Origin of the sequence: Pseudomonas sp. PDM21 (genome assembly GCF_014852505.2) — a bacterium.
GTDB lineage: Bacteria > Pseudomonadota > Gammaproteobacteria > Pseudomonadales > Pseudomonadaceae > Pseudomonas.
The window spans coordinates 6693739-6720383 of sequence record NZ_CM181223.1; the positions used below are offsets into that span (position 1 = coordinate 6693739).

Annotated in this window: 29 protein-coding genes; 3 read left to right on the plus strand and 26 right to left on the minus strand. The window is 62.3% G+C overall.

The features are described from left to right. Window positions 1-50: 50 nt before the first annotated feature. Complete coding sequence (locus tag IB275_RS30790) at window positions 51-710, plus strand: DUF3313 domain-containing protein (protein ID WP_081519003.1); 660 nt, start codon at window positions 51-53, stop codon at window positions 708-710. A gap of 245 nt (window positions 711-955) precedes the next feature. Here IB275_RS30790 and IB275_RS30795 read toward each other — a convergent pair whose 3' ends face one another. From IB275_RS30795 to IB275_RS30815, 5 genes are all read right to left on the minus strand, one after another. Beyond that, window positions 956-1426: an inhibitor of vertebrate lysozyme family protein gene (locus tag IB275_RS30795; RefSeq protein WP_138213472.1), complete on the minus strand. Its 471-nt coding sequence runs from the start codon at window positions 1424-1426 to the stop codon at window positions 956-958. A 38-nt stretch (window positions 1427-1464) separates the two neighbouring features. Continuing rightward, on the minus strand, window positions 1465-1626 hold the full coding sequence (locus IB275_RS30800; RefSeq protein ID WP_081519001.1) for a DUF1328 domain-containing protein: 162 nt from the start codon (window positions 1624-1626) through the stop codon (window positions 1465-1467). A gap of 177 nt (window positions 1627-1803) precedes the next feature. Next, window positions 1804-2121, minus strand: coding sequence for a hypothetical protein (locus tag IB275_RS30805; RefSeq protein ID WP_192294424.1), 318 nt, complete (start codon window positions 2119-2121; stop codon window positions 1804-1806). Between the two features lie 278 nt (window positions 2122-2399). Then, window positions 2400-2834 (minus strand): ferritin-like domain-containing protein, encoded by a 435-nt coding sequence (locus IB275_RS30810; RefSeq protein ID WP_192294422.1) that lies wholly within the window; start codon window positions 2832-2834, stop codon window positions 2400-2402. Between the two features lie 33 nt (window positions 2835-2867). Beyond that, entirely contained in the window at window positions 2868-3722 is an 855-nt protein-coding gene (locus IB275_RS30815) for a BON domain-containing protein (protein WP_192294420.1), read from the minus strand. A gap of 229 nt (window positions 3723-3951) precedes the next feature. On the opposite strand from IB275_RS30815, the gene algB reads away from it, so the two are divergent. Together algB and IB275_RS30825 are read left to right on the plus strand one after the other, a co-directional pair. Beyond that, entirely contained in the window at window positions 3952-5298 is a 1347-nt protein-coding gene (gene algB, locus IB275_RS30820; RefSeq protein ID WP_192294418.1) for a sigma-54-dependent response regulator transcription factor AlgB, read from the plus strand. Window positions 5299-5300: 2 nt separating this feature from the next. Next, window positions 5301-7088 carry a KinB sensor domain-containing domain gene (locus IB275_RS30825; RefSeq protein ID WP_225607739.1) on the plus strand — a complete coding sequence of 596 codons (1788 nt, stop codon included), beginning with the start codon at window positions 5301-5303 and terminating at the stop codon, window positions 7086-7088. Here the strand turns inward: IB275_RS30825 and IB275_RS30830 are convergent. The 21 genes from IB275_RS30830 to rpmH all read right to left on the minus strand — a co-directional run bounded on the left by IB275_RS30830 (window position 7085) and on the right by rpmH (window position 26124). Further along, the gene (locus IB275_RS30830; protein ID WP_192294408.1) at window positions 7085-7867 is read right to left on the minus strand and encodes an N-acetylmuramoyl-L-alanine amidase; all 783 of its coding nucleotides are present in this window, start codon (window positions 7865-7867) and stop codon (window positions 7085-7087) included. The two genes, IB275_RS30825 and IB275_RS30830, sit on opposite strands and share 4 nt — an antisense overlap. A gap of 22 nt (window positions 7868-7889) precedes the next feature. Continuing rightward, complete coding sequence (locus IB275_RS30835; RefSeq protein WP_017518835.1) at window positions 7890-8477, minus strand: MarC family protein; 588 nt, start codon at window positions 8475-8477, stop codon at window positions 7890-7892. 119 nt (window positions 8478-8596) lie between these two features. Continuing rightward, entirely contained in the window at window positions 8597-9964 is a 1368-nt protein-coding gene (gene glmU, locus IB275_RS30840) for a bifunctional UDP-N-acetylglucosamine diphosphorylase/glucosamine-1-phosphate N-acetyltransferase GlmU (RefSeq protein WP_081518995.1), read from the minus strand. A 112-nt stretch (window positions 9965-10076) separates the two neighbouring features. Next, on the minus strand, window positions 10077-10502 hold the full coding sequence (locus IB275_RS30845; RefSeq protein ID WP_045213789.1) for a F0F1 ATP synthase subunit epsilon: 426 nt from the start codon (window positions 10500-10502) through the stop codon (window positions 10077-10079). 40 nt (window positions 10503-10542) lie between these two features. Next, window positions 10543-11919 carry a F0F1 ATP synthase subunit beta gene (atpD, locus tag IB275_RS30850; RefSeq protein ID WP_045213787.1) on the minus strand — a complete coding sequence of 459 codons (1377 nt, stop codon included), beginning with the start codon at window positions 11917-11919 and terminating at the stop codon, window positions 10543-10545. Window positions 11920-11949: 30 nt separating this feature from the next. Then, complete coding sequence (gene atpG / locus IB275_RS30855; protein WP_017518839.1) at window positions 11950-12810, minus strand: F0F1 ATP synthase subunit gamma; 861 nt, start codon at window positions 12808-12810, stop codon at window positions 11950-11952. Window positions 12811-12862: 52 nt separating this feature from the next. Then, window positions 12863-14407, minus strand: a complete 1545-nt coding sequence (gene atpA / locus IB275_RS30860) for a F0F1 ATP synthase subunit alpha (protein WP_045213785.1) — start codon at window positions 14405-14407, stop codon at window positions 12863-12865. A gap of 18 nt (window positions 14408-14425) precedes the next feature. Then, window positions 14426-14962: a F0F1 ATP synthase subunit delta gene (locus IB275_RS30865; protein WP_017518841.1), complete on the minus strand. Its 537-nt coding sequence runs from the start codon at window positions 14960-14962 to the stop codon at window positions 14426-14428. Window positions 14963-14974: 12 nt separating this feature from the next. After that, window positions 14975-15445, minus strand: a complete 471-nt coding sequence (locus IB275_RS30870) for a F0F1 ATP synthase subunit B (protein ID WP_081518994.1) — start codon at window positions 15443-15445, stop codon at window positions 14975-14977. Between the two features lie 52 nt (window positions 15446-15497). Next, the gene (gene atpE / locus IB275_RS30875) at window positions 15498-15755 is read right to left on the minus strand and encodes a F0F1 ATP synthase subunit C (protein WP_003457994.1); all 258 of its coding nucleotides are present in this window, start codon (window positions 15753-15755) and stop codon (window positions 15498-15500) included. A gap of 109 nt (window positions 15756-15864) precedes the next feature. Continuing rightward, the gene (gene atpB / locus IB275_RS30880) at window positions 15865-16734 is read right to left on the minus strand and encodes a F0F1 ATP synthase subunit A (RefSeq protein ID WP_017518843.1); all 870 of its coding nucleotides are present in this window, start codon (window positions 16732-16734) and stop codon (window positions 15865-15867) included. A gap of 16 nt (window positions 16735-16750) precedes the next feature. After that, window positions 16751-17158, minus strand: a complete 408-nt coding sequence (locus IB275_RS30885; RefSeq protein WP_192294406.1) for a F0F1 ATP synthase subunit I — start codon at window positions 17156-17158, stop codon at window positions 16751-16753. A 153-nt stretch (window positions 17159-17311) separates the two neighbouring features. After that, window positions 17312-18184, minus strand: coding sequence for a ParB/RepB/Spo0J family partition protein (locus IB275_RS30890; protein ID WP_192294404.1), 873 nt, complete (start codon window positions 18182-18184; stop codon window positions 17312-17314). 17 nt (window positions 18185-18201) lie between these two features. Beyond that, a complete protein-coding gene (locus tag IB275_RS30895) occupies window positions 18202-18990 on the minus strand; it encodes a ParA family protein (protein WP_192294402.1) in 789 nt (262 codons plus the stop codon). A gap of 18 nt (window positions 18991-19008) precedes the next feature. Further along, window positions 19009-19659, minus strand: coding sequence for a 16S rRNA (guanine(527)-N(7))-methyltransferase RsmG (gene rsmG, locus IB275_RS30900; RefSeq protein WP_192294400.1), 651 nt, complete (start codon window positions 19657-19659; stop codon window positions 19009-19011). Next, window positions 19659-21551, minus strand: a complete 1893-nt coding sequence (gene mnmG, locus IB275_RS30905; RefSeq protein ID WP_192294398.1) for a tRNA uridine-5-carboxymethylaminomethyl(34) synthesis enzyme MnmG — start codon at window positions 21549-21551, stop codon at window positions 19659-19661. Before mnmG ends, rsmG begins: the two co-directional genes overlap by 1 nt. A 549-nt stretch (window positions 21552-22100) precedes the next feature. Next, entirely contained in the window at window positions 22101-23468 is a 1368-nt protein-coding gene (gene mnmE, locus IB275_RS30910) for a tRNA uridine-5-carboxymethylaminomethyl(34) synthesis GTPase MnmE (RefSeq protein WP_192294396.1), read from the minus strand. Window positions 23469-23575: 107 nt separating this feature from the next. Continuing rightward, window positions 23576-25324, minus strand: coding sequence for a membrane protein insertase YidC (yidC, locus tag IB275_RS30915; RefSeq protein ID WP_192294394.1), 1749 nt, complete (start codon window positions 25322-25324; stop codon window positions 23576-23578). A gap of 2 nt (window positions 25325-25326) precedes the next feature. Beyond that, on the minus strand, window positions 25327-25575 hold the full coding sequence (yidD, locus tag IB275_RS30920; protein ID WP_015479779.1) for a membrane protein insertion efficiency factor YidD: 249 nt from the start codon (window positions 25573-25575) through the stop codon (window positions 25327-25329). Further along, window positions 25568-25975, minus strand: a complete 408-nt coding sequence (gene rnpA, locus IB275_RS30925; protein ID WP_081518987.1) for a ribonuclease P protein component — start codon at window positions 25973-25975, stop codon at window positions 25568-25570. The genes yidD and rnpA overlap by 8 nt, the downstream gene beginning before the upstream one ends. A 14-nt stretch (window positions 25976-25989) precedes the next feature. After that, complete coding sequence (rpmH, locus tag IB275_RS30930; RefSeq protein ID WP_003100258.1) at window positions 25990-26124, minus strand: 50S ribosomal protein L34; 135 nt, start codon at window positions 26122-26124, stop codon at window positions 25990-25992. Window positions 26125-26645: the final 521 nt, after the last annotated feature.

Sequence of the window (26645 nt, forward strand, 5' to 3'; positions counted from 1 at the left end):
GAATGTGTGGTGAAAGCACAACGCGGTGACACTCTGGATAAGGACGCTCTATGACGCGACGCTACGTAGTACCCACCCTGCTTTTCACTGGCGCCCTGGCGCTGGCCGGCTGCTCCAGCCAGAAACCGGACGCCTCGCAATACTCGGGCTTCCTCGGCGACTACTCGCAACTCAAACCCGCCACCTCTCCCAGTGGCCAGCCGGTGCTGCGCTGGGTCGATCCGGACCTGAAGCTGCAGAACTACAGCTCGGTACTGGTCGAGCGGCCGGTCTACTACCCGCCGCCCAAGCCGAACGAGAACATCGACCAGAAGACCCTCAACGAAATCCCCGATTACCTGAAGAAGCAGGTCGAGCTGCAGCTGGGCAGCCGCTACCGCATCGTCCAACAGGCTGATCGCGACACCCTGGTGCTGCGCACGGCGATCACCGGGGTGAACATCTCCACCGAAGGCCTGAAAGCCTATGAGGTGATCCCGATCGCCCTGGTGGTTGCCGCGACGACCACGGCGATTGGCACCCGCGACCAGGACACCGAGGTCTACGTGGAATTCGAGGCTCTGGATGGCGCGACCAGCAAACCGGTCGCCAAGGTAGTGCGCAAGGGCGCTGGCAAGACGCTGGAGAACACCAGCACTCACCTGAATCTGACGGACCTGAAACCGGTACTCGATGGCTGGGCGCGCGACGCGGCCAACTTCAAGCCGTGATCCGCTGCTGCATAGCCGCTTCTGTATGTCTGCATGAAAGCCGCAATTTGAAATGAAGCGCTCCGGAGCCGACGCGAGAATCCCGCGTCGGTTCCGGAGGCTTTGCCTGGCCCGGCCCGCTGATGCGGAGGTACCCCCTGTACCCCTGGGTCATTCAGGACCTGACGCATCCCGAACATCCCGGCCCCCTGGCCGTGCGTACGCCTTCTGGGTACGCGTATCTCAGCAACTCTCTGCTGGTACGGTCAGTACCAGTTCGGATCACTCTTGAGCTGGTCGTCGAGGATCCGTTTCACCGAATCGTCCGGCTCACCCAGCCAGCGGAAACTGGCGTGCTTGCTCGGAGACTTGTCCGCCGGAAGGTTCTCGGGAACCTTCACGTAAAGCGCGTAGGCTTTGTCCTTGTCCCAGGTAAAGGCCACGTACAGCCGGTGGGCGGCGCAGTTGTGCGCTTCGCACAGCTCGCCGACCAGGTACTTGTCGCCCTGCTCGTCCACCGCCTGCATCGGCGTCGCGGTGCCACTGAGGTTCATCACCCAGTCCGGCAGGCGGCTCTCGTCCTTGACCACCGATTGCCAGGTGTCGCGGTACTGCGGGTCACTGGCCACCAGCTCGTTCAGGCGGTACTGCGCGTCCTTGTCCGCCTCGGCGGCCAGGGCCTGGGCCCCGGCGCCGAGCAGAACAGCCGACAGCAGCAGATTGCGGGTAAAGCTCATCGCTACGCTCCTTGTTCAACTTCCACCGGTCCGCGGCGTCAGCCCCGGCGACGGCCCATGACGAAGGACACGATGAACAGCACCAGGAAGATCACGAACAGGATCTTGGCGATGCTGGTCGCGGCGCCGGCGATGCCACCGAAGCCCAGGACCGCGGCGATGATGGCGATGATCAGGAATGTCAGTGCCCAGCTAAGCATGGGGTATCTCCTCTTCTCGTTGTCGGTACGGCACCGCTTCGGGTACCTGCTCCGGAGTCCTCGCAAGGCAGTCTCCGGAGGGTGTGTCCGCCCGGGCGCTTCCGGGCACTGCGGACCTGTCGGGCAAGCCAGTGGCCTGCCAGCGATTCAGAAAGCCGTTGATTCAGAAACAGGGACTCAGAACACCCAGCCACCCTGCGGGCGAACCATCGGCTGGACCTGAGCCTGGGTTTGCTCCTGCGGCGCTTGCAGCACCTGGGCCTGATTGCGAGCGGGGGCGACCTGTGGATAACGCGAAGCTTCGCGATACAAATCGGGGGTGCTGGAGGCGGCCGGAACGTAGGCGACCGGTGCGCTGGCGGCCTGGGCCCGGGAAACCTGCATCTGCAACTGCACCTGGTTGACCAGCAACAGCAGGAGGGCACCGGCGAAGAAGATCCGGCTCCACACATCGATACGCGCGACTTGCACTTGGCTGTTGGTTTCGCTGTTCATCCCGCATCTCCTGCCCGTCGCCGATCTGTCTGTCGAACCTTGAGGCTGTTTCCTTGGCCTTTCCGGTTCTCGTCGTCGCGGGTGGTTTTGTTGACTGTCTTGCAGTAGGAATTGCACGCCGCATGCCAGTCTGCAGAATCTTTTTTTTCCTTTTAAATCAATCAGTTAAATATGGTACCAAGGTGCCTTTCTACCGCATCCTGCACGATGGGTCGGGATGGGTCGTGCGATTTGCAATCCCGACACCGGAGCGCCTCCCTGCGCTCGTGTGAACCGCATCACTTCAGCGAGTGCTTCAGCTCGCTCATCTGGTCATGGCAAGCCCGTACCTTGGGCAGTTCGGCGCGCAGCAGCGCCTGGGTTTCCGGCGTGCCTTTCTCCAGAGCGTCCTCGAAGGCATGGAGGATGCGATCCTCGGCTTCCTCCAGCTGGGCGACATAGGTGGCGCCTTCATCGCTGGCCAAGGTCGCGCGGGTGTCGGCATAGACCTGACGCAGCTTGCCCAGCAGCGTGCCGCCGGTGGCGGGGTCTTCGTGGTTGGCGGCAACCTTGCCGGCCAGTGCGTTGATCACGTCGGTCTTGGCCTGCGCCATGGACTGGAACAGCCGCTGCAACCGGGCATCCTTCACTTCCTGGATGGCGTGCTGGTAGAAGCGCTGGCCGTCGCGGGTAATCTCGATGAGTTCATTGAGCTGACTGGTCGTGCGTGTCATGACAGGTACTCCTGCAAAGGAAGGGTGGAAGAGTCAGGCAGCCTGGCCGGCCACCTTCAGCGCAGTGGCGTCCACCTCACGCACACCACGGGTCTTGCGGGCGGAATCGATCAATTGCTGGCGCTCGTCGGCATTGGGCACCTGACCACTCAGGCTCACCACGCCGTCGCGGGTGGAAACGCCGATGGACAGCCCCTGCAGCGCATGAGCGGAGAGGATGCCGGCCTTGATCTGGCTGGTGATCCAGGCATCGCTCACGGCGGCCTGAGCATCACCGACTGACTTCTCGAATGTCTGCGTGGAGGCCGCGTCCGGGTCGACCTTCAGACGGTTATCCACAGCGCTGACGCCTTCGGTCTGCGCCGCCAGGTGAGCGGCCTTCTGGCTGGCCTCCTCGCTGACAACCGTGCCTTCGAGGGTGACTGCACCGGACTTGCTGGTGACCTTGATATCCAGGCCTGCGCTGCGTTTCTCCAGCAGCAGCTTGGATTTCACCTTCGCCGCCAGCGTGGCGTCGTCCCACTTCTGCACCACGCCTTCGTCCTTGGTGGCGTCGGCCTTTTGTGCGTCGGCCAGGGAAGCGTCGACGCCCAGCTGGTTATCCACAGCGGTGATGCCTTCGACGCTGCCGGCGATCTGCCCGGCCAGCGCCTTCTGTTCTTCGCTGGCCACGCCGCCGGTCAGCTGCGCGCGGCCGTTCTCCACATCCACCTTGATCGCGTAGGGCTTGAGTTCGCGGTTGAGGTTGATGGCCGTCCAGATCGAACCTTCCTGGCGTGCTTCGGCCAGTTGCGCGGTCAGCCCGGCCTCGGCGGCGTGGCTGGCCAGCGGCTGCAGGGCGAGCAGCGCGGAACCCAGGGCGAGGACAAGGATCTTCGGGTTAGGCATGGCGGGTCTCCGTCAAACGATGGTGCAGCATTGGATTCGCAAGCGCCGTGCCAGTGCGATTTGTGGATAAAATTCTTGTAATTCAATGTGTTGAATGGTCTGTGCATAACCCGGACTGTGCACCCTGCCCGAGGGACCCGAAAGATTCTTGCAACTTGCACGAAAATCCCTGGACTAAGAAAAATCACACCCCTTACAACAACGAATCACACAACGAGGAAATCGCTGAATGGACGCAACGCCTGAACAGCAAGGCCGGATCCTGCTGGTCGATGACGAGTCCGCCATCCTGCGCTCGTTCCGCTACTGCCTGGAGGACGAGGGGTACAGCGTGGCTACCGCCAACAGCGCGCAGCAGGCCGAGAACCTGTTGCAGCGCCAGGTGTTCGACCTGTGCTTCCTCGACCTGCGGCTGGGCGATGACAACGGCCTGGATGTGCTGGCGCAGATGCGCGTGCAAGCGCCCTGGATGCGCGTGGTGATAGTCACCGCGCATTCGGCCGTGGACACCGCAGTCGATGCCATGCAGGCCGGCGCCGCCGATTACCTGGTGAAGCCCTGCAGCCCCGACCAGCTGCGCCTGGCCGCCGCCAAGCAGCTGGAAGTGCGCCAGCTCACCGCGCGCATCGAGGCACTGGAAGGCGAGATGCGCAAACAAGGCGATGTGCTCGAATCCCACAGCCCGGCCATGGCCGCCGTGCTGGAGACGGCTCGGCAGGTGGCCGCCACCGACGCCAACATCCTCATCCTCGGCGAATCCGGCTCCGGCAAGGGTGAGCTGGCGCGGGCCATCCACGGCTGGAGCAAGCGGGCGAAGAAGTCCTGCGTGACCATCAACTGCCCTTCCCTCTCCGCCGAACTGATGGAGAGCGAACTGTTCGGCCACAGCCGAGGCGCCTTCACCGGCGCGACCGAAAACACCCTCGGGCGCATCAGCCAGGCGGATGGTGGCACGCTGTTCCTCGACGAAATCGGCGATTTTCCCCTCATTCTGCAGCCGAAATTGCTTCGATTCATTCAGGACAAGGAATACGAGCGGATCGGCGATCCGGTGACCCGCAACGCCGATGTACGCATCCTCGCAGCCACCAACCGTGATCTCGCCGGCATGGTCGCCCAAGGCACTTTCCGTGAAGACCTGCTCTACCGTCTGAACGTCATCGTGTTGAATCTGCCGCCACTGCGCGAACGCGCCGAGGACATCATCGGCCTTGCCGAGCGCTTCCTTGCCCGCTTCGTGAAGGACTATGGTCGCCCTGCTCGCGGCTTCACCGATGAGGCCCGCGCACTGCTTCGCCGCTACAACTGGCCGGGAAATGTGCGGGAGCTGCGCAATGTTATCGAGCGCGCAAGCATCATCTGCAATCTTGACCTTATCGGTATCGAACAGCTTTCTATCGGCGAACAGACCACCAGCTCGGCGCCGCGTATCGGCGAGGCCATGAGCCTGGAAGAACTGGAGAAAGCCCACATCGCCGCCGTCATGGCCTCCAGCGCGACTCTCGACCAGGCCGCGAAAACCCTGGGAATCGACGCTTCCACCCTCTATCGCAAGCGCAAGCAGTACAGCCTGTGAACCTGCCGATCCCGATGACGCTGCGCACGAGACTCTTCCTGAGTATCTCGGCGCTGATCACGGTAGCGCTGCTGGGCCTGCTGCTCGGGCTGTTCAGCGTGGTGCTGACCGGCCGCGAGCAGGCCCAGCTGATCCAGCGCAACTTCGACGCCATCGAGGTCAGCCAGCGCCTGCGCCAGGCGCTGGGCGATGAACTGGTACAGGTCCTCAGCGCACGGCCCAGCCCGGAGCGCCTGGAACAGGCGCGCACGCACTTCGCCCAGGCGCTCGAGCAGGGGCGGGCTCTGGCGCGTACCAGCAGTGAACGCCAGGCCATGACGGAAATCGCCGATGCTCACCGGCTGTTCGTCGAGGCAACCGACACGCCAGGTCCGGGGCGCCCGGAACTGCTGGAGGACAGCGACCTCAGTCGCACCCTCGATGTCCTGCGCAATCGCCTGCTGGCGCTGCATCAGGGGGCGATGGAGAACATCAGCGCCGACGAACGCTCGGCACGCGACCGCACCCTGCTGGTCAGCGGCCTGCTCGGGCTCATCGGCATCGCCATCCTGGTGGTCGGCTTCATCACTGCCCACAGCATCGCCCGCCGCTTCGGCGCGCCGATCGAGACGCTGGCCAAGGCCGCAGACAAGATCGGCCAGGGTGATTTCGACGTCACCCTGCCGATTTCCGGCGTCTCCGAGATGTCGTCCCTGAGTCGCCGCTTCGGCCTGATGGCCGAAGCCCTGCGGCTTTACCGCGCGAGTAATACCGAAGCGCTGGGTTCGGGCCGCAAGCGCCTGCTGGCGGTACTCGACAGCATCGACGACGGCCTGGTGATTCTCGACCGCCACGGCCGTATCGAGCACGCCAATCCGGTGGCCACGCGCCAGCTGTTTTCCCACAGCGATCCCCAGGGCCAGGAACTGGGCGCGATGCTCAACAACCCCGCGCTGACCCAGGCCGTGCAGCGCGTCCTGAGTGGCAACCTGCTGGAGGAAACGCCACAGGACCTGGTGGTGGAGGTGAGCGGCGAGAGCCGGCTGCTGACCTGGGGCATGTCGCCGGTCAGCCACGACGATGGGCGCAACATCGGCGCGGTGATGGTGGTGCGCGACGTCACCGAGCAGCGCGCCTTCGAGCGCGTGCGCAACGACTTCGTGCTGCGTGCCTCCCATGAGCTGCGCACGCCCATGACCGGTATGCACATGGCGTTCGGCCTGCTCGCCGAGCGCCTGAAGTTCCCCGAAGAATCCCGCGAACGCGACCTGGTGCGCACCGTGGACGAGGAGATGCACCGCCTGGTGCGGCTGATCAACGATTTGCTGAATTTCTCGCGCTACCAGAGCGGCACCCAGAAGCTTGAGCTACAGCTTTGCGATGTCGGCGCCTTGCTGCATCAGGCTCACCAGCGCTTTATCGGGCCGGCCGGAGACAAGCGAATCGAGCTGCACCTGGAGATCGCCGAGGATCTACCCGCCATCAATATCGACCGCACGCAGATCGAGCGAGTGCTGGACAACCTGATCGGCAACGCCCTGCGTCATACACCCGATGGCGGCACCATTCGCCTGCAGGCGCGCTGCCAGGAAGAGCGCGTGGCGATTGCAGTGGAGGACAGCGGCGACGGCATCCCGCTCAGCCAGCAAGGGCGCATCTTCGAACCCTTCGTGCAAGTCGGCCGCAAGAAGGGCGGCGTAGGACTTGGCCTGGCGCTATGCCGGGAAATCGTGCAACTGCATGGCGGACGCATCGCATTGCGCTCGCAACAGGGCAAGGGCTCGCGTTTCTACCTGCTGCTGCCGGTTTAAGACGTCGGTACCGCCAGCAACAACGCGGCGGTTTCCAGGTCCGGTTTGCCGTCGAAGCGCTCCGGGCGGAAGCGCATCTGGAACGCCGCGATCACATTGCGGGTTTCCTCATCCATCACCCCATTGAGCGGCACCGCGTAGCCGTGGCGTGCCAGCTGCTGCTGGAACCAGCCCGGAGCCGGCAGCTGGCCGTTCAGCTCAGTCAGGCGGCGTGCCAGCTCACCCGGCTTCGGCCAGGGAATCAGGCCCGCTTCGGCAAGCTTCTTCCAGGGAAACAGCGGGCCGGGGTCGACCTTGCGCTGGGGTGCGATATCGCTGTGGCCGAGGATGTGTTCCGGCGTAATGCCCTGGCGCTTGGTGATATCTCGCAGCAGGGCGATCAGTGCGTCGATCTGCGCATCCGGGTAGGGATACCAGATCTTCCCGCTCGGGGTATCGCGGTAGCCGGGATTCACCAGTTCGATGCCAATGGAGGTGGAATTGAGCCAGGTACGCCCCTGCCATTCGCTGGCGCCGGCGTGCCAGGCACGGCGGTTCTCGTCCACCAGCTGGTAGATGGTCGCCGGGTTGTCGCCGATCAGATAATGCGCGCTCACCTCGCCGTGGGTCAGCAGCGCGAGCGAGCGCGGCAGGTCGGCCGAGGTGTAGTGGACGATGACGTACTGGATGCGGCTGTCCTGGTTCTTCGACACATGCTCGCGATCGATCTGCAGGCCCTTGTCGGCGCAGCCGGCAAGCAGTGTGGTGAGCAAGGCGAAGGTCAGGACACGCAGGATCATGGCGGTTCTCAGGAGGAGAGCATCAGGCAGCGATGTGCAGGAAGCTGCGCACGTTCTGCAGGAGCATGTTCACGCTGAGCATGATCAGCAGCATGCCGGCCAGGCGCTCCACGGCCATCAGCCCGCGCGGGCCGAGGAAGCGCTGGAGGAACGCCGCCTGCATCAGGATGAAGGCAGTCGCAGCCCAAGCGAGGATCACCGCAAGATACAGCTCCCACAACGGACCAGTGTAGGTGCTGCGCAGGGTGATCAGCATCGCCAGCGCAGAGGGCCCGGCCACAGCCGGAGTGGCCAGCGGCACGAACAGCGGCTCGTTGTCCGGCATGTCGCCCAGCACGCCCTGGGGGGTGGGGAAGATCAGGCGCATGGCGACCACGAAGAGGATGATGCCCCCGGCGATGCCGGTGGCTTCCTTGGACAGACCCAACCCGGTGAGGATGTGTTCGCCCAGGGTGAGGAACAGCAGCAGCAGGCCCAGGGCGAACAGCAGCTCGCGCAGTGCCACTTTCAGACGGCGTTCGGCGGGGACGGACTTGAGGGCGGCGAGGAATACCGCGATGTTGCCGAACGGGTCGGTGATCAGAAAGATCAGGATGGCGACGCCAAGCATGACCGGGAAAACTCCAGCGAGAACGAGGCACCCCGCGGTTTGCGGGATGGCCTGTGAATAACGGAATGAGCCAATCATCCTGTGGATAACAACTTACCCACAGGACGATGGCTTGTGCATCAGGGTTTCTTGATCTTTTCCGGGCGCTTCCAGCCCTCGATCACCCGCTGCTTGGCGCGGCCGACGCCGAGGGTGCCGGCCGGAACCTCGGCGGTGATGGTGGAACCCGCGCCGGTCGTGGCGCCGGTGCCGATATCCACAGGCGCCACCAGCGAATTGTTGGAGCCGATGAAGACATCCTCGCCAATGGTGGTGCGCCATTTGTTCGCGCCATCGTAGTTGCAGGTGATGGTGCCGGCGCCGATGTTGGTGCGCGCACCGACTTCGCTGTCGCCCAGGTAAGTCAGGTGACCGACCTTCACACCGTCCTGCAGGTGGGCGTTCTTCAGCTCGACGAAGTTACCCACATGCACCTTGCGCTCCAGCACGCTGCCCGGACGCAGGCGAGCGAACGGGCCGACGTCGCTGTCGGGGCCGACGTGGGCGCCTTCCAGGTGCGAGTTGGCCTTGATGATGGCGCCGCGGCGCAGGGTGCTGTCCTTGATGTAGCAGTTCGGACCGATCTGTACGTCGTCCTCGATCTCCACCTGGCCTTCGAGGATCACGTTGATGTCGATGCTCACGTCGCGGCCGACGCTGACTTCACCCCGCACGTCGAAGCGCGCCGGATCGATCAGCGTCACGCCCTGGGCCATCAGGCGCCGCGCCACCCGCTGCTGGAAGAAGCGCTCCAGCTCGGAGAGCTGCAGGCGATCGTTGGCGCCCTGGGTCTCCATCGCCACCTTGGGTTGGGCGGTGGCCACACGCAGGCCGTCGCCGACTGCCATGGCAATGACGTCGGTGAGGTAGTACTCGCCCTGGGCGTTGGAATTGGAAAGACGCGACAGCCAGCCCAGCAGGCGCTCACGCGGCGCAGCGAGGATGCCGGTATTGCCTTCGCGGATGGCGCGCTGCTCGGCAGTGGCGTCCTTCTGCTCGACGATGGCCTGAACTTCGCCAGCGCCATCGCGAATGATGCGTCCGTAGCCGGTGGGGTCTTCCAGCTCGACGGTCAGCAACGCCAGCTGCTCCGGCGTGGCCTGGGCCATCAGCCGCTCCAGGGTGGGCTGCTCGATCAGCGGCACATCGCCGTAGAGGATCAGCACATTGTCCGCGCTCAGGAACGGGGCGGCCTGCGCCACGGCGTGTCCGGTGCCCAACTGCTGCTCCTGGATCACGAAATTCAGGTCATCCGCCTGCAGGCGCTCGCGCACCAGGTCGGCGCCATGGCCAATCACCACATGGATACGCGTCGGGCTGAGGCCGCGGGCGATATCGATCACGTGGGCGAGCATCGGTTTGCCAGCAACCGGATGCAGGACCTTCGGCAGTGCCGAGCGCATGCGGGTGCCCTGGCCAGCGGCAAGAATGACGATTTCGAGGGACATGAGTGAGGGACCGTCCTGGTGAGCGGGGAAACCCCGGGTGTAGAAAAAGAAAAAGGGTAGCCAAGGCTACCCTTTTCCTATTTGACGCTGAAGTCCCTGGGGACTTCGCGGCTTAGCCGCCGTACTTCTTGCGAACCTGCTGGACCGTGCGCAGTTGCGCTGCGGCTTCGGCCAGGCGGGCTGCGGCGGAGCTGTAGTCGAACTCTGCACCTTTACCTTGCAGAGCCTTTTCAGCTTCCTTCAGTGCGGTCTGGGCAGCCGCTTCATCGAGGTCACCTGCGCGAATCACGGTGTCGGCGAGAACCTTGACCATGCTCGGCTGTACTTCGAGGAAGCCACCGGAGATGTAGTACACCTCCTGCTCGCCACCCTGCTTCACCAGGCGGATCGGACCCGGCTTGAGCTCGGTGATCAGCGGCGCGTGGCCCGGAGCGATACCCAGATCGCCCAGGGAGCCGTGCGCTACGACCAGCTCGACCAGACCGGAGAAGATCTCCGCTTCGGCGCTGACGATGTCGCAGTGGACAGTAATAGCCATACCCTTGCCTCACGTAAGCGCCCGTTGCCGGGCGCACGGATTACAGCTTCTTCGCTTTCTCGATGGCTTCTTCGATGCCGCCGACCATGTAGAACGCCTGCTCGGGCAGGTGATCGTAGTCGCCGTTGAGGATGCCTTTGAAGCCAGCGATGGTGTCCTTCAGGGAGACGTATTTGCCCGGCGAGCCGGTGAATACTTCAGCCACAAAGAACGGCTGGGACAGGAAGCGCTGGATCTTACGAGCACGGGCCACCAGCAGCTTGTCGGACTCGGACAGTTCGTCCATGCCGAGAATCGCGATGATGTCCTTCAGCTCCTTGTAGCGCTGCAGAACGTACTGCACGCCACGAGCGGTGTCGTAGTGATCCTGGCCGATGACCAGCGGGTCCAGCTGACGGGAAGTCGAGTCCAGCGGATCAACTGCCGGGTAGATACCCAGCGAGGCGATGTCACGGGACAGTACGACGGTGGCGTCCAGGTGGGCGAAGGTGGTCGCCGGGCTCGGGTCGGTCAGGTCGTCCGCGGGAACGTAGACGGCCTGGATCGAGGTGATCGAGCCTTTCTTGGTGGAGGTGATGCGCTCTTGCAGAACGCCCATCTCTTCGGCCAGGGTCGGCTGGTAACCTACTGCGGAAGGCATGCGGCCCAGCAGTGCGGATACTTCGGTACCGGCGAGGGTGTAACGGTAGATGTTGTCGATGAACAGCAGTACGTCACGGCCTTCGTCACGGAACTTCTCGGCCATGGTCAGGCCGGTCAGTGCAACGCGCAGACGGTTACCCGGCGGCTCGTTCATCTGGCCGTAAACCAGGGCTACCTTGTCCAGTACGCCGGAATCCTTCATCTCGTGGTAGAAGTCGTTACCCTCACGAGTACGCTCACCCACACCAGCGAATACAGAGTAACCGCTGTGCTCCATGGCGATGTTACGGATCAGTTCCATCATGTTGACGGTCTTGCCTACACCGGCACCACCGAACAGACCGACTTTACCGCCCTTGGCGAACGGGCAGACCAGGTCGATAACCTTGATGCCGGTTTCGAGCAGGTCGTTGCCGCCAGCCTGGTCAGCATAGGACGGAGCGTCGCGGTGAATACCCCAGCGCTCTTCTTCGCCGATGGGACCGGCTTCGTCGATCGGGTTGCCCAGCACGTCCATGATGCGGCCCAGGGTCTTGGTGCCGACCGGGACGGAGATGGCTGCGCCGGTGCTTTCCACGTTCAGGCCGCGCTTGAGGCCTTCGGTGGAACCCATCGCAATGGAACGAACCACGCCGTCGCCCAGCTGCTGCTGAACTTCCAGGGTGGTTTCGACGCCCTGAACTTTCAGGGCCTCGTAGATGCTCGGCACGGCATCGCGCGGGAATTCCACGTCGATCACGGCGCCGATGATTTGAACGATACGTCCGCTACTCATGTCTGGTTCCTCTGAATTTTGAACCTGTTCTTACACCGCGGCAGCGCCGCCGACGATTTCCGAGATTTCCTGGGTGATCGCCGCCTGACGTGCCTTGTTGTAGATCAGTTGCAGACCACTGATCAGATCACCGGCGTTGTCGGTAGCGTTCTTCATTGCAATCATCCGGGCCGCCTGCTCACAGGCGTTGTTCTCAACCACGGCCTGGTACACCTGGGATTCCACGTAGCGCACCAGCAGGCCGTCGAGGAGGGCCTTGGCGTCGGGTTCGTAGAGGTAGTCCCAGTGGTGCTTCAGCTCGGCATTGTCCTCGGCCACCAGCGGAATCAGCTGTTCCACGGTCGGCTTCTGGGTCATGGTGTTGACGAACTTGTTGGAAACCACGTACAGGCGATCGATACGACCTTCCAGGTAGGCATCCAGCATGACCTTGACGCTGCCGATCAGATCATTGATCGACGGCTCTTCGCCCAGGTGGCTGATAGCTGCAACTACGTTGCCGCCATAGCTCTTGAAGAAGGATGCACCCTTGGAGCCGATCACGCAGAGATCGATCTCCGCGCCACGATCGCGCTGCCCGCTCATGTCCTTGACGAGAGCCTTGAACAGGTTGATGTTCAGGCCGCCAGCCAGGCCACGGTCGGAGCTCACCACGATGTAGCCGACGCGTTTTACTTCACGCTCGACCATGAACGGGTGACGGTATTCCGGGTTGGCGTTGGCCAGATGGCCGATCACCTGGCGAATGCGCTCCGCGTAGGGACGGCCGGCCGCCATGCGCATTTGTGCCTTGCGCATCTTGCTCACCGCCACCTTTTCCATGGCATTGGTGATTTTTTGCGTGCTTTTGATGCTCGCAATCTTGCTGCGAATCTCTTTTGCGCCTGCCATTTCACACCTATCGGTTTAGCAGGCGGGGGCCGTTAACGACCCCCGCTGCGGCTTACCAGGTTTGGGTGGCCTTGAACTTCTCGATACCGGCCTTGATGCCTGCGTCGATTTCGTCGTTGAAGTCACCCTTCTCGTTGATCTTCGCCAGCAGAGCGGCGTTCTCACGTTGGAAGTAGGCGATCAGCGCTTGTTCGAAGGCGCCCACCTTGGCGATCTCGACGTCCTGCAGGAAGCCACGCTCGGCGGCATACAGGGACAGCGACATCTCGGCGATGGACATCGGCGCGTATTGCTTCTGCTTCATCAGCTCGGTGACGCGCTGACCATGTTCCAGCTGCTTGCGGGTCGCGTCGTCCAGGTCCGAGGCGAACTGGGCGAAGGCCGCCAGTTCACGGTACTGGGCCAGCGCGGTACGGATACCGCCGGACAGCTTCTTGATGATCTTGGTCTGGGCCGCGCCACCCACACGGGATACCGAGATACCGGCGTTGACGGCCGGACGGATACCCGAGTTGAACATTGCGGATTCCAGGAAGATCTGACCGTCGGTGATGGAGATCACGTTGGTCGGAACGAACGCAGAAACGTCGCCAGCCTGGGTTTCGATGATCGGCAGGGCGGTCAGGGAACCGGTCTTGCCTTTCACTTCGCCGTTGGTGAACTTCTCTACGTACTCTTCGGAAACGCGGGAAGCGCGCTCCAGCAGACGGCTGTGGAGATAGAACACGTCGCCCGGATAAGCTTCGCGGCCCGGCGGACGGCGCAGCAGCAGGGAGATCTGGCGGTAGGCTACGGCCTGCTTGGACAGGTCGTCGTACACGATCAGGGCATCTTCACCGCGGTCGCGGAAGAATTCGCCCATGGTGCAACCGGAGTACGGAGCCAGGTATTGCAGAGCGGCGGATTCCGAAGCACTGGCAACGACCACGATGGTGTTGGCCAGGGCGCCGTTCTCTTCCAGCTTGCGTACGACGTTGGCGATGGTCGATTGCTTCTGACCGATGGCAACGTATACGCAGCGGATGCCGCTGTTCTTCTGGTTGATGATGGCGTCGATGGCCAGAGCGGTTTTACCGATCTGACGGTCACCGATGATCAGCTCGCGCTGGCCACGGCCAACCGGGATCATGGCGTCGACGGACTTGTAGCCGGTCTGAACCGGCTGGTCTACCGACTTACGCCAGATCACGCCCGGTGCCACTTTCTCGACTGCGTCGGTCAGCTTGGCATCGATCGGGCCTTTGCCATCGATCGGGTTACCCAGAGCGTCGACAACGCGACCCAGCAGTTCCGGACCAACCGGTACTTCCAGGATGCGGCCGGTGCACTTGGCGTTCATGCCTTCTTTGAGGTCCTGGTATTCACCCAGTACCACAGCACCGACGGAGTCTTGCTCCAGGTTCAGCGCCATACCGTAGACGCCGCCCGGGAATTCGATCATCTCGCCGTACATGACGTCGGCCAGACCGAAGATGCGCACGATGCCATCGGAAACACTGACGATGGTGCCTTCGTTGCGCGCTTGCGAGGCGACGTCGAGTTTCTCGATGCGCCCCTTGATGATTTCACTAATTTCGGAAGGATTGAGTTGCTGCATGCCGCTGCCCCTTCAAACTCAAGATTTCAACGCTTCGGCCAGTTTCGCGATTTTGCCGCGCACCGAGCCATCGATTACCAAGTCACCGGCGCGAATTACCACGCCGCCGATCAAGCTCGCGTCTTCCGACGCATGAAGTCGCACTTCGCGACTGAGCCGGGCGCTGAGAGCCTTGGCGAGTTTGTCCTGCTGTTCCTGGTCCAGGGCGAAGGCACTGGTGACCTCGACCTCGACCAGCTTTTCCTGCTCGGCCTTGAGCTGCTCGAACATCACGAAGATGGTCGGCAGGAGGTCGAGCCGCTTGTTTTCAGCCACAGTCCGGACGAAGTTCTGGGCCGGAGCATTGAGCTTGTCGCCACACACGTCGATCAGCGCGTCAGCCTTGGCTGCCGCGGTCAGCTGGGGCTCCTTGAGCAGCTGGCGCACGGTGTCGTCCCGCGACACTGCAGCCAGCACACCCAGAGCAGCGGACCAGTCGGCCAGTTGCTGATGAGCCTGGGCGTACTCGAAAGCCGCCTTCGCGTATGGACGAGCCAATGTGGTCAGTTCTGCCATATCGCCCTCTGCTTAGATCTCGGCGGCCAGTTGATCAACCAGCTGCTTTTGCGCGTTGGCATCGATCGAAGCACCCAGGATCTTCTCGGCGCCGGAGACAGCCAGGGCACCCACTTGGGCACGCAGGGCGTCTTTGACGCTGTTGAGTTCCTGTTCGATCTGGGCCTTGGCCTGAGCGATCATGCGATCACCTTCACCACGGGCCTGATCACGGGCTTCGTCAACGATCTGGTTAGCGCTCTTCTTCGCCTGCTCGATGATTTCGGCTGCCTGAGCCTTGGCTTCGCGCAGTTGCTGACCCGCTTTCTCGTGAGCCAGTTCCAGGTCACGAGCCGCGCGGTTGGCAGCGTCCAGGCCGTCGGCGATCTTCTTCTGACGCTCGTGCAGAGCCGCGATGACCGGAGGCCATACGAACTTCATGCAGAACAGGACGAAGATGGCGAACGCGATGGCCTGGCCGATCAGAGTTGCATTAATGTTCACGCCAATACCTCGCTCGTTCGTTGTTCAGTCACAGATTCCCGCGTTGCGGAAATTACTGGGCAACCTGAGCAATGAACGGGTTAGCGAAGGTGAAGAACAGAGCGATACCAACGCCGATCATGGTCACGGCGTCGAGCAGGCCGGCGACGATGAACATTTTGACCTGCAGCATCGGAACCATTTCCGGCTGGCGAGCAGCGCCTTCCAGGAACTTGCCGCCCAGCAGGCCGAAGCCGATGGCGGTACCCAGAGCGCCCAGACCGATCAGCAGAGCAACGGCGATAGCAGTGAGTCCAACTACAGTTTCCATTTTTCCTCCCGACTTTTTTGTCGTGTTGGTTAAAGGTGAAGCAAGTTAAGGTGGTGAAGCTCTTCTTTCACCCCCTCCCATCCGGGAAGGGGCGTACAGAATCTTTGGATCAGTGGCTGTCTTCGTGCGCCATCGACAGGTAGACGATGGTCAGCATCATGAAGATGAAGGCCTGCAGGGTGATGATCAGGATGTGGAACACGGCCCACGCCCAGTTCAGCACGACGCCCATGCCGCCCAGCCAGAGGATGCCGGAACCGAACATCACGGCGATCAGGATGAAGATCAGCTCGCCGGCGTACATGTTGCCGAACAGACGCAGTGCCAGGGATACCGGCTTGGCGATCAGGGTCACGAATTCCAGCAGGAAGTTCACGGGGATCAGGATGATCTGAACCACCATGTTGCTGCTGTGGAACGGGTGCAGGGTCAGTTCGCCGAGGAAGCCGCCGATGCCCTTGACCTTGATGCTGTAGAAGATGATCAGCGCGAAGACAGCGATCGACATGCCGAAGGTGGCGTTCGGATCGGTGGTGGCTACGGCGCGGAAGAACAGGTGCTCGTTGCCGGTGACCGCCTGGGCCGCGAGCGGCAGGAAGTCCACGGGCACCAGGTCGATCAGGTTCATCAGGAAGATCCAGACGAACACGGTCAGCGCCAGCGGTGCGATGAGCGGGTTACGGCCGTGGAAGGTGTCCTTCACGCTGCCGTCGACGAACTCCACGAGAACTTCGACGAAGTTCTGCAGGCCGCCAGGTTGACCGCTGGTGGCCTTCTTGGCTGCCATGCGGAAGATAAGGATGAACACCAGGCCGAGGAATACGGACCAGCCCAGGGTATCAACGTGGAATGCCCAGAAGCCCATTTCCTTGGCTTGTTCGGCGGTGTGGGCGAACCCCCAGGAACCATCCGGCAGACGACCCAGGGTCAGGTTCTGCAAGTGGTGCTGGATGTAACCCGAAGCGCTTTCTGCTGCCATGTTTGCCTCAATCGCTCTAAGGTCTTGTAAATGTGTTTCGCATCAGCAGGGGTGCAAACCAGCTGACCGCGAGGGTCAGCAGGTAGAGGCCGAACAGCGCCAGGGGCGCCAGGGGCTTCACACCTGCAAACGTCAGTGCGAAGAGCACTGCCGTCAAAATCAGTTTTCCCGCCTCACCGGCATAAAAGGACCGGACTATCAGCTGGGCAGAACGCGCGCCGCTGTAGCGGAACGCCTTGCGAGCAAAGTACAGATTCGGCAACCACGCAATCAGGCCCCCGAGCAAACCGGAATAGCCTGCGACCGATCCCCGTGCAAACCACAGGACTGCTGCACCGATAAGCAGCACCACCAGCTGGACGAGCAACAGGCGAAAAGCCGGTTGATGATGGAAGGGCAAACGATCGGGCTTGCGGGGTTCCATCTTCAGCTCACAGTCCTCTGGCGTCGGCGTCACAAATCAATAACTTGGCATACTTTGTGCCGACAAAATTGCGCGCAGAGTATAGGGGGCTGCAGGCCCCCCGTTCAACCGTCAGGTAGTGATTTCCGACGACCCCTACATGCTACGTTCGTATCAACGTATGTGGGCGAGTACGCCTTGAAGCTCGTCGAGGGAGTTGTAGCGGATCACCAACTGGCCTTTGCCCTTCTGCCCATGGCGAATCTGCACCGGGGCGCCCAGGCGCTCGGCCAGACGCTGTTCCAGGCGGCTGATGTCCGGGTCAGTCCTGACCGCTTTGACAGGTTCCCCAGGGGCGTTGAGCCACTGGCGCACCAGTGCTTCAGTCTGACGCACGGTGAAGCCGCGTGCGACAACATGTCGCGCACCCTCAACCTGCCTGTTTTCGGGCAATCCGAGCAGGGCACGGGCGTGGCCCATCTCCAGGTCGCCGTGGGACAGGAGGGTCTTGATCTCTTCCGGAAGGGCGATAAGGCGCAGCAGGTTGGCCACGGTCACGCGGGATTTGCCCACGGCGTCAGCGACCTGTTGCTGGGTCAACTGGAATTCCTGCTGCAGTCGCTGCAGAGCGGCGGCTTCCTCGATGGGATTGAGGTCCTCGCGCTGGATGTTCTCGATCAGCGCCATGGCGATGGCGGCTTCGTCCGGTACTTCGCGGACCATGGCCGGGATCTTGTCCAGCCCGGCCTGCTGGCTCGCGCGCCAGCGGCGCTCGCCGGCGATGATCTCGTAGCGGCCCTTGTCGATCGGGCGCACCACGATCGGCTGCATCACACCCTGGACCTTGATCGACTGGGCGAGTTCTTCGAGGGCCTGCGGGTCCATGTCGCGACGGGGCTGGTACTTGCCACGCTGGATCAGATCCAGCGGCAGGTGTTGCAGCTCCTTGCTGTCCACCTGAACGGCTTCTTCCTGCAGCGTAGCGGCGCTGGAGCCACTGAGCAGGGCGTCCAGCCCGCGTCCGAGACCTCGTTTCTTGGCGGCCATGCGGGTTCCTTAATCTCTTAGGCGGGGGCGGTGGTGCGGGCGGCGCGCTGACGGCGCACCAGCTCGCCGGCCAGCGCCAGGTAGGCGAGGGCACCGCGGGATTGCTTGTCGTAGACCAGCGCCGGCATGCCGAAGCTGGGCGCTTCGGCCAGTCGCACGTTGCGCGGGATCACAGTGGTGTAGAGCTTGTCGCCGAAGTGTTCCTGCAGCTGCGCGCTGACGTCGTTGGTCAGGCTGATGCGCGGGTCGTACATGGTGCGCAGCAGGCCTTCGATCTTCAGCGCCGGGTTCAGCCGCTCAGCGATGCGCTGAATGCTGTTCATCAGATCGGTCAGGCCTTCCAGTGCGTAGTACTCGCACTGCATCGGGATGATCACGCCGTCGGAGGCGGACAGGGCGTTGACCGTCAGCATCGACAGCGAGGGCGGGCAGTCGATGAGGATGAAATCGTAGTTCTCGCGGATCGCTGCCAGAGCATGGCGCAGGCGATGTTCCTTCATGTCCATTTCCAGCAGCACCACTTCCGCCGCGGTGAGGTCGCGGTTGGCGGGCAGCAGCTGGTAGCCGCCGTGCTCGGAGAACTGCATGGCCTGGGCCAGGTCGCATTCGCCGGTGAGCACGTCGTAGATGGAATGGTCCAGGGACAACTTATCCACACCGCTGCCGGTGGTGGCGTTACCCTGTGGATCGAGGTCGATCAGCAGCACGCGTCGTTTGGTGGCGACCAGCGATGCCGCGAGGTTGATGCAGGTCGTGGTCTTGCCGACGCCGCCCTTCTGGTTGGCGATCGCGAATACCTTAGCCATGGTTTTCCCCACTCCCCGTCATGCAGTGCGGCGCAGTATCAGCAGATGGCGCTGGCCTTGGCAACCCGGCACCGCCAGAGCGTGTTCGGCTTCGACCCGGAAATCTTCCGGGAGTGCCGCGAGCTCATCGCTGGGGTGGACGCCTTTCATGGCCAGCCAGTTGGTCTGGGTGTCGCCCAGGTGTCGTGTCCAGTTGGCGAAGTCTTCGAGACTGCTGAAAGCCCGCGAGACGATGCCGTTGAACGGCTGCTCGGGCTGGAAGGCCTCTACCCGGCTGTGGATAACCTGCAGGTTGTCGAGCTTGAGTTCCAGCTTCACCTGGGTGAGGAAGCGGGTCTTCTTGCCGTTGCTGTCCAGCAGGGTCAGGGATTTGCCGGGGAACAGGATGGCCAGCGGGATGCCGGGCATGCCACCGCCACTGCCCACGTCCAGCCAGCGCTCACCGCCCGCAGCTTCGAACTGCGGGACGATGCTCAGGCTGTCGAGCAGGTGGCGGGAGACCATTTCATCCACATCGCGCACGGCGGTGAGGTTGTAGGCCTTGTTCCACTTGGCCAGCAAGGCCAGGTAATCCAGCAGGCGTTGCTGGGTGGTTTCGTCGATATCCAGGCCAAGCGTCTGGATGCCATGCGCGAGTTCGTCGGCGTGGCGGGCAGTAACCAGGGACATCAGGCGCTCTGCTCCAGCTGACGACCGGAGGAGCGTTTCTTCAGGTGGATCAGCAACAGGGAGATCGCCGCCGGGGTGACGCCCGGAATGCGGCCGGCCTGACCGAGGGTTTCCGGCCGGGCGTTGCCCAGCTTGAGCTGGATCTCCTTGGACAGCCCGGAGATGGACGGGTAGTCGATATCCACAGGCAGGCGGGTGTCTTCGCTGGCTCGCAGGCGAGCAATCTCTTCCTGCTGGCGATCGATGTAGCCGGCGTACTTGGTACGGATCTCGACCTGTTCGGCGACCTGCGGGTCTTCCGCGCCGGCGCCGGTCACTTCGGCCAGGCTGACGTAGTCGATTTCCGGGCGGGCCAGCAGGTTCAGCAGGTTGTACTCATGAGCCAGCGGAGTCCCGAAGCGCTCGGCGATGGCATCGCCCTGCGGCGTGTTGGGTCGAACCCAGGTGCTCTTCAGGCGCTGTTCCTCACGCTCGATGCCTTCGCGCTTGGCTTCGAAGACAGCCCAGCGCTCGTCGTCGATCAGGCCCAGTTCGCGGCCTTTCTCGGTCAGGCGCAGATCCGCGTTGTCCTCGCGCAGGATCAGCCGGTACTCGGCGCGCGACGTGAACATGCGGTACGGCTCCTGGGTGCCGAGGGTAATCAGGTCGTCCACCAGCACGCCGATGTAAGCCTCGTCGCGACGCGGGCACCAGCTTTCACGGCCTTGCGAGCGCAGCGCAGCGTTGGCGCCGGCAAGCAGCCCCTGGGCGCCGGCTTCTTCGTAGCCGGTGGTGCCGTTGATCTGGCCGGCGAAGAACAGGCCGCCGATGACCTTGGTCTCCAGGCTGTACTTCAGGTCGCGCGGATCGAAGTAGTCGTACTCAATGGCGTAGCCCGGGCGAACGATGTGCGCGTTCTCCATGCCGCGGATCGAGCGGACGATATCCAGTTGCACATCGAAGGGCAGCGAAGTGGAGATGCCGTTCGGGTACAGCTCGTGGGTGGTCAGGCCTTCGGGTTCGAGGAAGACCTGATGGCTGTCCTTGTCGGCGAAGCGATGGATCTTGTCTTCGATCGACGGGCAATAGCGCGGGCCGACCCCTTCGATAACGCCGGAGTACATGGGCGAGCGATCGAGGTTGGACGCGATGATCTCGTGGGTCCGCGCGTTGGTGTGGGTGATCCAGCAGCTGACCTGGCGTGGATGCATTTCCTTCGAGCCCAGGAACGACATCACCGGGATCGGCGTGTCGCCGGGCTGCTCGGTCATCACGCTGAAATCGACACTGCGGCCATCGATGCGCGGCGGAGTGCCGGTCTTCAGGCGGCCGACACGAAGCGGCAGCTCACGCAGGCGGCGCGCCAGGGCGATCGAGGGCGGATCACCGGCACGGCCACCGGAGTAGTTCTCCAGGCCGATGTGGATAAGTCCGCCGAGGAAAGTACCGGCTGTGAGGACGACGTTGTCCGCATGGAATTTCAGACCCATCTGGGTCACTACGCCGCGCACCTGGTCCTGTTCGACGATCAGGTCATCACAGGCCTGCTGGAATATCCACAGGTTCGGCTGGTTCTCCAGGATCTCGCGCACGGCGGCCTTGTAGAGAACGCGGTCAGCCTGAGCTCGGGTCGCACGGACTGCCGGGCCTTTACGGCTGTTGAGCACACGGAACTGGATGCCGCCTTTATCGGTGGCCAGTGCCATGGCACCGCCCAGCGCATCGATTTCCTTTACCAGATGGCTTTTGCCGATCCCACCGATGGCGGGGTTGCAGCTCATCTGGCCAAGGGTTTCCACATTGTGGGTGAGCAGCAGCGTCTTCACGCCCATGCGTGCGGCCGCTAGTGCGGCCTCTGTGCCGGCATGGCCGCCGCCGATCACGATCACGTCAAAACGGGAAGGGAAATCCACCACGCACCTCGTGCCTGTTGATCAAGGAGAAAGAAGAGAGCCGGACAGTATAGGGGCTAAGGGCTCTCGATTGAAGGCACCTGAACAAAAAATAGCCAACGGGTACTGTTCGCCTCTAATAGAAAATAAAAGAGAGGAATCTTTTTAAATCTTTTTAGAGCTTGTGTTTATGTATGGTGAAGCCGTTTTCTGTGGATAACCACTTTCAGCCCAGATACGGCGATGCTTTCAGCGCCTAACAACCCTGTGTCGATTCTGTACGGTTGCAGGGGATCTCCGGTGGCTAGCTTGTGGATTAAGTGTAACGTTATCAACAGGCCGATTTATCCACTGGTTGAGACAGCGCTTGTTAACCTATCTGTACGCGACTTTTCCACAAGGTTCACGGAGGCCTGTGGAATCCACTTTTTGTGCTCTGTAAGCCCCGTAAATAGGGAGTCTTTGTGAGCTTATGGCTGTGGATAGATTTATGTGGCGAAGAATTCGGGGCAGCAGGAGGCGCGCTGACGGGACGGCCCCGTCAGCGGTACGCGAAAGCAGCGTTGTGGATTACTTGCCGATGCAGAAGCTGGAGAAGATGCGTCCCAGCAGGTCGTCCGGTGTGAAGGCACCGGTGATCTCGCCCAGGGCTTGCTGGGCCTGACGCAAGTCTTCGGCCAGCAACTCGCCTGCTCCGCTCAGAGTGAGCTGTGCGCGGCCGTGCTCGAGGCTGTCTCCAGCCAGGCGCAAGGCCTCCAGATGGCGCCGGCGCGCGCTGAAACTGCTCTCTGCAGTCTGCTCGAAGCCCATGCAGGCCTTGAGGTGCTCGCGCAGCAACTCCAGGCCATTGCCGGAACGGGCAGACAGGGTGATGGTGACGTGGCCGTCAGCGCTCTCTTCGAGCCCGATGCTCTCTGTGGATAAATCCGCCTTGTTGCGGATCAGGGTCACGTGCGCCGGGTCGGGGCGGCTGTCGAGGAATTCCGGCCACAGTGCGAAGGGATCGCTGGCTTCCGGGGCAGTGGAATCCACCACAAGGAGGACTCGATCCGCCTCGTTGATGGCCTTCAGGGCGCGTTCGACGCCGATCTTTTCCACATGGTCATCGGTGCTGCGCAGGCCGGCAGTATCGATGATGTGCAGCGGCATACCGTCAATGTGGATATGTTCGCGCAGTACGTCGCGGGTGGTGCCGGCGATATCGGTGACGATGGCCGCCTCACGCCCTGCCAGGGCATTCAGCAGGCTGGATTTGCCGGCGTTGGGACGCCCGGCGATGACGACCGTCATGCCGTCACGCAGCAGGGCTCCCTGGCCTGCCTCGCGCAGCACCGAGGCGAGTTCCGCGCGTACTGCATCCAGTTGCGAGAGAACATGGCCGTCGGCGAGGAAGTCGATTTCCTCTTCCGGGAAGTCGATGGCAGCCTCGACATACATGCGCAGGCCGATCAGCTGGTCGGTGAGGTTATGCACACGCTTGGAGAACTCACCCTGGAGTGAGCGCACGGCGTTGCGTGCGGCCTGCGCTGAGCTGGCTTCGATGAGGTCGGCAATGGCTTCGGCCTGGGCCAGGTCGAGCTTGTCATTGAGGAACGCGCGCTCGCTGAACTCGCCAGGGCGGGCCTGGCGGGCGCCCAGTTCGAGGCAGCGCTGCAGCAGCATGTCCATCACTACGGGGCCGCCATGGCCCTGCAGCTCCAGCACGTCTTCGCCGGTGAAGGAATTCGGGCCGGGGAAGTACAGCAGCAGACCTTCGTCGATGACCTCGCCATCATCAGCGTGGAAAGGCCCATAGTGGGCATAGCGCGGTTGGGGCTCGCGGCCGCTCAGGGTGATCGCCATGGTGCGCGCACGAGGACCGGAGACACGGACGATGCCCACCCCGCCACGGCCCTGGGCGGTGGCGACGGCGGCGATGGTTTCACGGGCTGCATTCATGTCGGCGGTCTCGCGGTTGTTGTCGTGGCTCGCGGCAAGGCAAAGTTATCCACATAGCAAAACGCCCCACGAGGGGGCGTCTTGTCGATCGGTGTCGGGCGGCGATATCAGGCAGAAGCCTTCTTCGCGGCCGCTTCGATCCGACGGGTAATGTACCACTGCTGTGCGATGGACAGGCAGTTGTTCACAACCCAGTACAGCACCAGGCCGGCCGGGAACCACAGGAAGAAGAAGGTGAAGATGATCGGCATCAGCTTCATCACCTTGGCTTGCATGGGGTCCGGTGGAGTCGGGTTGAGCATCTGCTGAACCAGCATGGTGGCACCCATGATGATCGGCAGGATGAAGAACGGATCCTTCACCGACAGGTCGACGATCCAGCCCAGCCACGGGGCCTGGCGCATCTCGACGCTTTCCAGCAGTACCCAGTAAAGCGAGAGGAAGACCGGCATCTGCACCAGAATCGGCAGGCAGCCGCCCAGCGGATTGATCTTCTCCTTCTTGTACAGCTCCATCATCGCTTGGGACATCTTCTGGCGATCATCGCCATGCTGTTCCTTCAGCGCAGCCAGTTTCGGCGACACGGCGCGCATGCGGGCCATGGAGCGGTAGCTGGCGGCGGACAGCGGGAAGAAGGCCAGTTTGATGACGATGGTCAGGAAGATAATCGACCAGCCCCAGTTACCCACGAGGTTGTGGATATGTTGCAGCAGCCAGAAGATTGGCTGGGCGATGAACCAGAGCGGACCGTAGTCGACGGTCAGTTCCAGGCCTGGGGACAGTTCCTTCAGGTACGCCTGCAGTTTCGGGCCGGCATACAGGGTCATGCTGGTTTCGCCCTTGGCACCCGGCGCAACGGTCAGGTTGGGCCCGGTGTAGCCGACGATGTAGTTGCCCTGGGCGTCCTTGCGGGTCATCACGCTGTGGGCGTCGCCCTTGGCGGGAACCCAGGCGGTGACGAAGTAGTGCTGCAGCCAGGCTACCCAGCCGCCCTGGACGGTTTCCTTGAACTGCTCTTTGTCCATGTCCTTCATGGACACTTTCACGTAGGGCTTTTCAGGGGTCCAGACCGCAGCACCGAGGTAGGTCGATACGCCGGTAGCAGTGGTGGAGGACGGGTCGACGCTGGCGTCACGCTTGAGCTGGGCGAACAGCGAGGCGTTCCACGGTTTGTCGCTCTGGTTGTCGATCAGGTAGCTCACGCCGACCTGGTAGGCATTGGGATTGATGCATTCGAGCTTCTTCTGTGCCTTTTCCTTCTCGGTGCAGTCGTTTTTCAGGCCGCGGTGGAAGGTAAAGCGCTTGATGTAGCTGACGCCATCCTGTGCATAAGTCAGGTCGACAACCATCTGGTCCTGGCCATCGGCCAGTTCGTAGACAGGTTTGGCCGAGGCGTAGAGCGGGCGACCGCTGGCAGCGGCGTCCGGGCCGTTGGCGCCGGTCAGGCCGCTCTGGGCCAGGTAGGTGCGCTGGTTGTCACGCTCGAACAACGGGAACGGCACGTCCGGGCGGTCCTGGCGCAGCGGGTACTGGGTCAGGCCGAGCTTGATCACGTCGCCGCCGCGCGGGTCGATGGTCAGGTCCAGGACATCGGTCTTCACGCGGATCAGCTGCTCGCTGGCGGCCGCTGGCTTCTGCTCATTGGGCAGGCTGGCCTGGGCGTTCTGCGTGGTGGGTACGTCGGCATTGGCCGCATTGCCGGCAGGCACGGAAGTGTCCGGCAGGCCTTCAGTCTGATTGAAGGTCGCGGTCTGCGCCGGCAGTTCGGGCTGGCCGTAGTCCTTGTTCCACTGGAGGACCAGTGCGTAGGACACGATTGCCAGGGCGACGAATAGGATTGAACGTTTGATGTCCATGGTTACTCGGCCGTCGAGGAAGGGGCGGGCTTGGAAGGATCTGGCGGTACCGGATCGTAGCCACCGGGATGCCAGGGGTGGCAGCGGCCTAGGCGACGAGCGGCCAGCCAGCCACCACGCAGGAAACCATGAGTTTCAATGGCTTCTTGCGCGTAGCAGGAACAGCTGGGGTAGAAACGACAGTGCCTGCCCATCATGGGACTGATGGCGTAGCGGTAAAACTGGATCAGTAACAGCGCCAGTCTACGCATGGGAACTGTCGGCCACTCCCGGAGATTCTGTCGAAGGTTCCGGGCTGGGCCGGTTGCGCAACAGGCGCTTCCAGAGTTTGCCGAACTGCTGGTGCAGCTCTTCATTCTCCAGATCGCCGAGGCCCTTGCGCGCGATCACCACGATATCCAGGCCGGCCAGCTTCTGCTGGTGATGGCGGAAGGATTCGCGGAGAAGGCGTTTGAGGCGGTTGCGCTCGACGGCGAGCTTGACGTTCTTCTTGCCGATCACCAGGCCCAGACGGGGGTGATCGAGACCGTTTTCGCGCGCCAGCAGCAGGATGTGCTTGCCGGGAACCTTGGAGGTGGGGGAGTCGAAGACCGCTGTGAATTGCCGGGCTGTCAGAAGACGTTTATCCCGGCTGAAATCTCGACTCACCACCTGTGTCAGACAAATCAGACGGTCAGACGCTTACGGCCCTTGGCGCGACGACGCGACAGAACCTGACGACCGTTCTTGGTGGCCATGCGAGCGCGGAAGCCGTGCACGCGAGCGCGCTTGAGGGTGCTGGGTTGGAAAGTACGTTTCATGATTCGGTACCTGGGTTTGACGACATGAGGTCGCAGTGACCCCGTTTAAAGAGACCGGCGATTCTAGTGAAATCAGGCGGTCAGGTCAATTTCCAACCAGACCCGGATACAAAATCTATAGAAAGGAGGGAAATCTCTTTTTCTAAAGATTGAAGCAGTGATTATGTTTACGGCGGCCGATGCCTGTGAATAACTCGCCGGCAGCCTTTGAACAAGCGCCTCAAGGGGAATGATAACCCTGTCGGGAAGTCGTGGGCCGCTTGTGCGGAGCCGGTTGGAAAGCTGGGTATGGAATGCGGTTTTTTCCACAGGGATTTTTTCCACAGAACCATCACCAGGGTCATCCCCTGCCCCATCAAGCTGTTATCCACAAGGTTCAAGGCGTTATTACCCGACCACCGGTAAAATCATTAACACCTTGATTTTGCTTGTATCCCGGCGCGCTTAACTGTGGATAAGTTGGTTCGTCGGGGATACAATAGCCGTCTGTTTCGCTTTGCGACTTCTTTTGGGGGATATCC

What these genes read in the sequence shown, in the direction of transcription:
- rpmH (WP_003100258.1), bottom strand. Translation starts at nt 26,124, where the DNA reads ATGAAACGTACTTTCCAACCCAGCACCCTCAAGCGCGCTCGCGTGCAC.
- IB275_RS30795 (WP_138213472.1), bottom strand. Translation starts at nt 1,426, where the DNA reads ATGAGCTTTACCCGCAATCTGCTGCTGTCGGCTGTTCTGCTCGGCGCC.
- atpD (WP_045213787.1), bottom strand. Translation starts at nt 11,919, where the DNA reads ATGAGTAGCGGACGTATCGTTCAAATCATCGGCGCCGTGATCGACGTG.
- IB275_RS30845 (WP_045213789.1), bottom strand. Translation starts at nt 10,502, where the DNA reads ATGGCTATTACTGTCCACTGCGACATCGTCAGCGCCGAAGCGGAGATC.
- atpG (WP_017518839.1), bottom strand. Translation starts at nt 12,810, where the DNA reads ATGGCAGGCGCAAAAGAGATTCGCAGCAAGATTGCGAGCATCAAAAGC.
- IB275_RS30815 (WP_192294420.1), bottom strand. Translation starts at nt 3,722, where the DNA reads ATGCCTAACCCGAAGATCCTTGTCCTCGCCCTGGGTTCCGCGCTGCTC.
- IB275_RS30830 (WP_192294408.1), bottom strand. Translation starts at nt 7,867, where the DNA reads ATGATCCTGCGTGTCCTGACCTTCGCCTTGCTCACCACACTGCTTGCC.
- atpB (WP_017518843.1), bottom strand. Translation starts at nt 16,734, where the DNA reads ATGGCAGCAGAAAGCGCTTCGGGTTACATCCAGCACCACTTGCAGAAC.
- IB275_RS30890 (WP_192294404.1), bottom strand. Translation starts at nt 18,184, where the DNA reads ATGGCCGCCAAGAAACGAGGTCTCGGACGCGGGCTGGACGCCCTGCTC.
- atpA (WP_045213785.1), bottom strand. Translation starts at nt 14,407, where the DNA reads ATGCAGCAACTCAATCCTTCCGAAATTAGTGAAATCATCAAGGGGCGC.
- IB275_RS30810 (WP_192294422.1), bottom strand. Translation starts at nt 2,834, where the DNA reads ATGACACGCACGACCAGTCAGCTCAATGAACTCATCGAGATTACCCGC.
- yidC (WP_192294394.1), bottom strand. Translation starts at nt 25,324, where the DNA reads ATGGACATCAAACGTTCAATCCTATTCGTCGCCCTGGCAATCGTGTCC.
- mnmE (WP_192294396.1), bottom strand. Translation starts at nt 23,468, where the DNA reads ATGAATGCAGCCCGTGAAACCATCGCCGCCGTCGCCACCGCCCAGGGC.
- algB (WP_192294418.1), top strand. Translation starts at nt 3,952, where the DNA reads ATGGACGCAACGCCTGAACAGCAAGGCCGGATCCTGCTGGTCGATGAC.
- IB275_RS30790 (WP_081519003.1), top strand. Translation starts at nt 51, where the DNA reads ATGACGCGACGCTACGTAGTACCCACCCTGCTTTTCACTGGCGCCCTG.
- IB275_RS30800 (WP_081519001.1), bottom strand. Translation starts at nt 1,626, where the DNA reads ATGCTTAGCTGGGCACTGACATTCCTGATCATCGCCATCATCGCCGCG.
- atpE (WP_003457994.1), bottom strand. Translation starts at nt 15,755, where the DNA reads ATGGAAACTGTAGTTGGACTCACTGCTATCGCCGTTGCTCTGCTGATC.
- IB275_RS30865 (WP_017518841.1), bottom strand. Translation starts at nt 14,962, where the DNA reads ATGGCAGAACTGACCACATTGGCTCGTCCATACGCGAAGGCGGCTTTC.
- rsmG (WP_192294400.1), bottom strand. Translation starts at nt 19,659, where the DNA reads ATGTCCCTGGTTACTGCCCGCCACGCCGACGAACTCGCGCATGGCATC.
- IB275_RS30895 (WP_192294402.1), bottom strand. Translation starts at nt 18,990, where the DNA reads ATGGCTAAGGTATTCGCGATCGCCAACCAGAAGGGCGGCGTCGGCAAG.
- glmU (WP_081518995.1), bottom strand. Translation starts at nt 9,964, where the DNA reads ATGTCCCTCGAAATCGTCATTCTTGCCGCTGGCCAGGGCACCCGCATG.
- IB275_RS30835 (WP_017518835.1), bottom strand. Translation starts at nt 8,477, where the DNA reads ATGCTTGGCGTCGCCATCCTGATCTTTCTGATCACCGACCCGTTCGGC.
- yidD (WP_015479779.1), bottom strand. Translation starts at nt 25,575, where the DNA reads ATGCGTAGACTGGCGCTGTTACTGATCCAGTTTTACCGCTACGCCATC.
- IB275_RS30805 (WP_192294424.1), bottom strand. Translation starts at nt 2,121, where the DNA reads ATGAACAGCGAAACCAACAGCCAAGTGCAAGTCGCGCGTATCGATGTG.
- IB275_RS30885 (WP_192294406.1), bottom strand. Translation starts at nt 17,158, where the DNA reads ATGGAACCCCGCAAGCCCGATCGTTTGCCCTTCCATCATCAACCGGCT.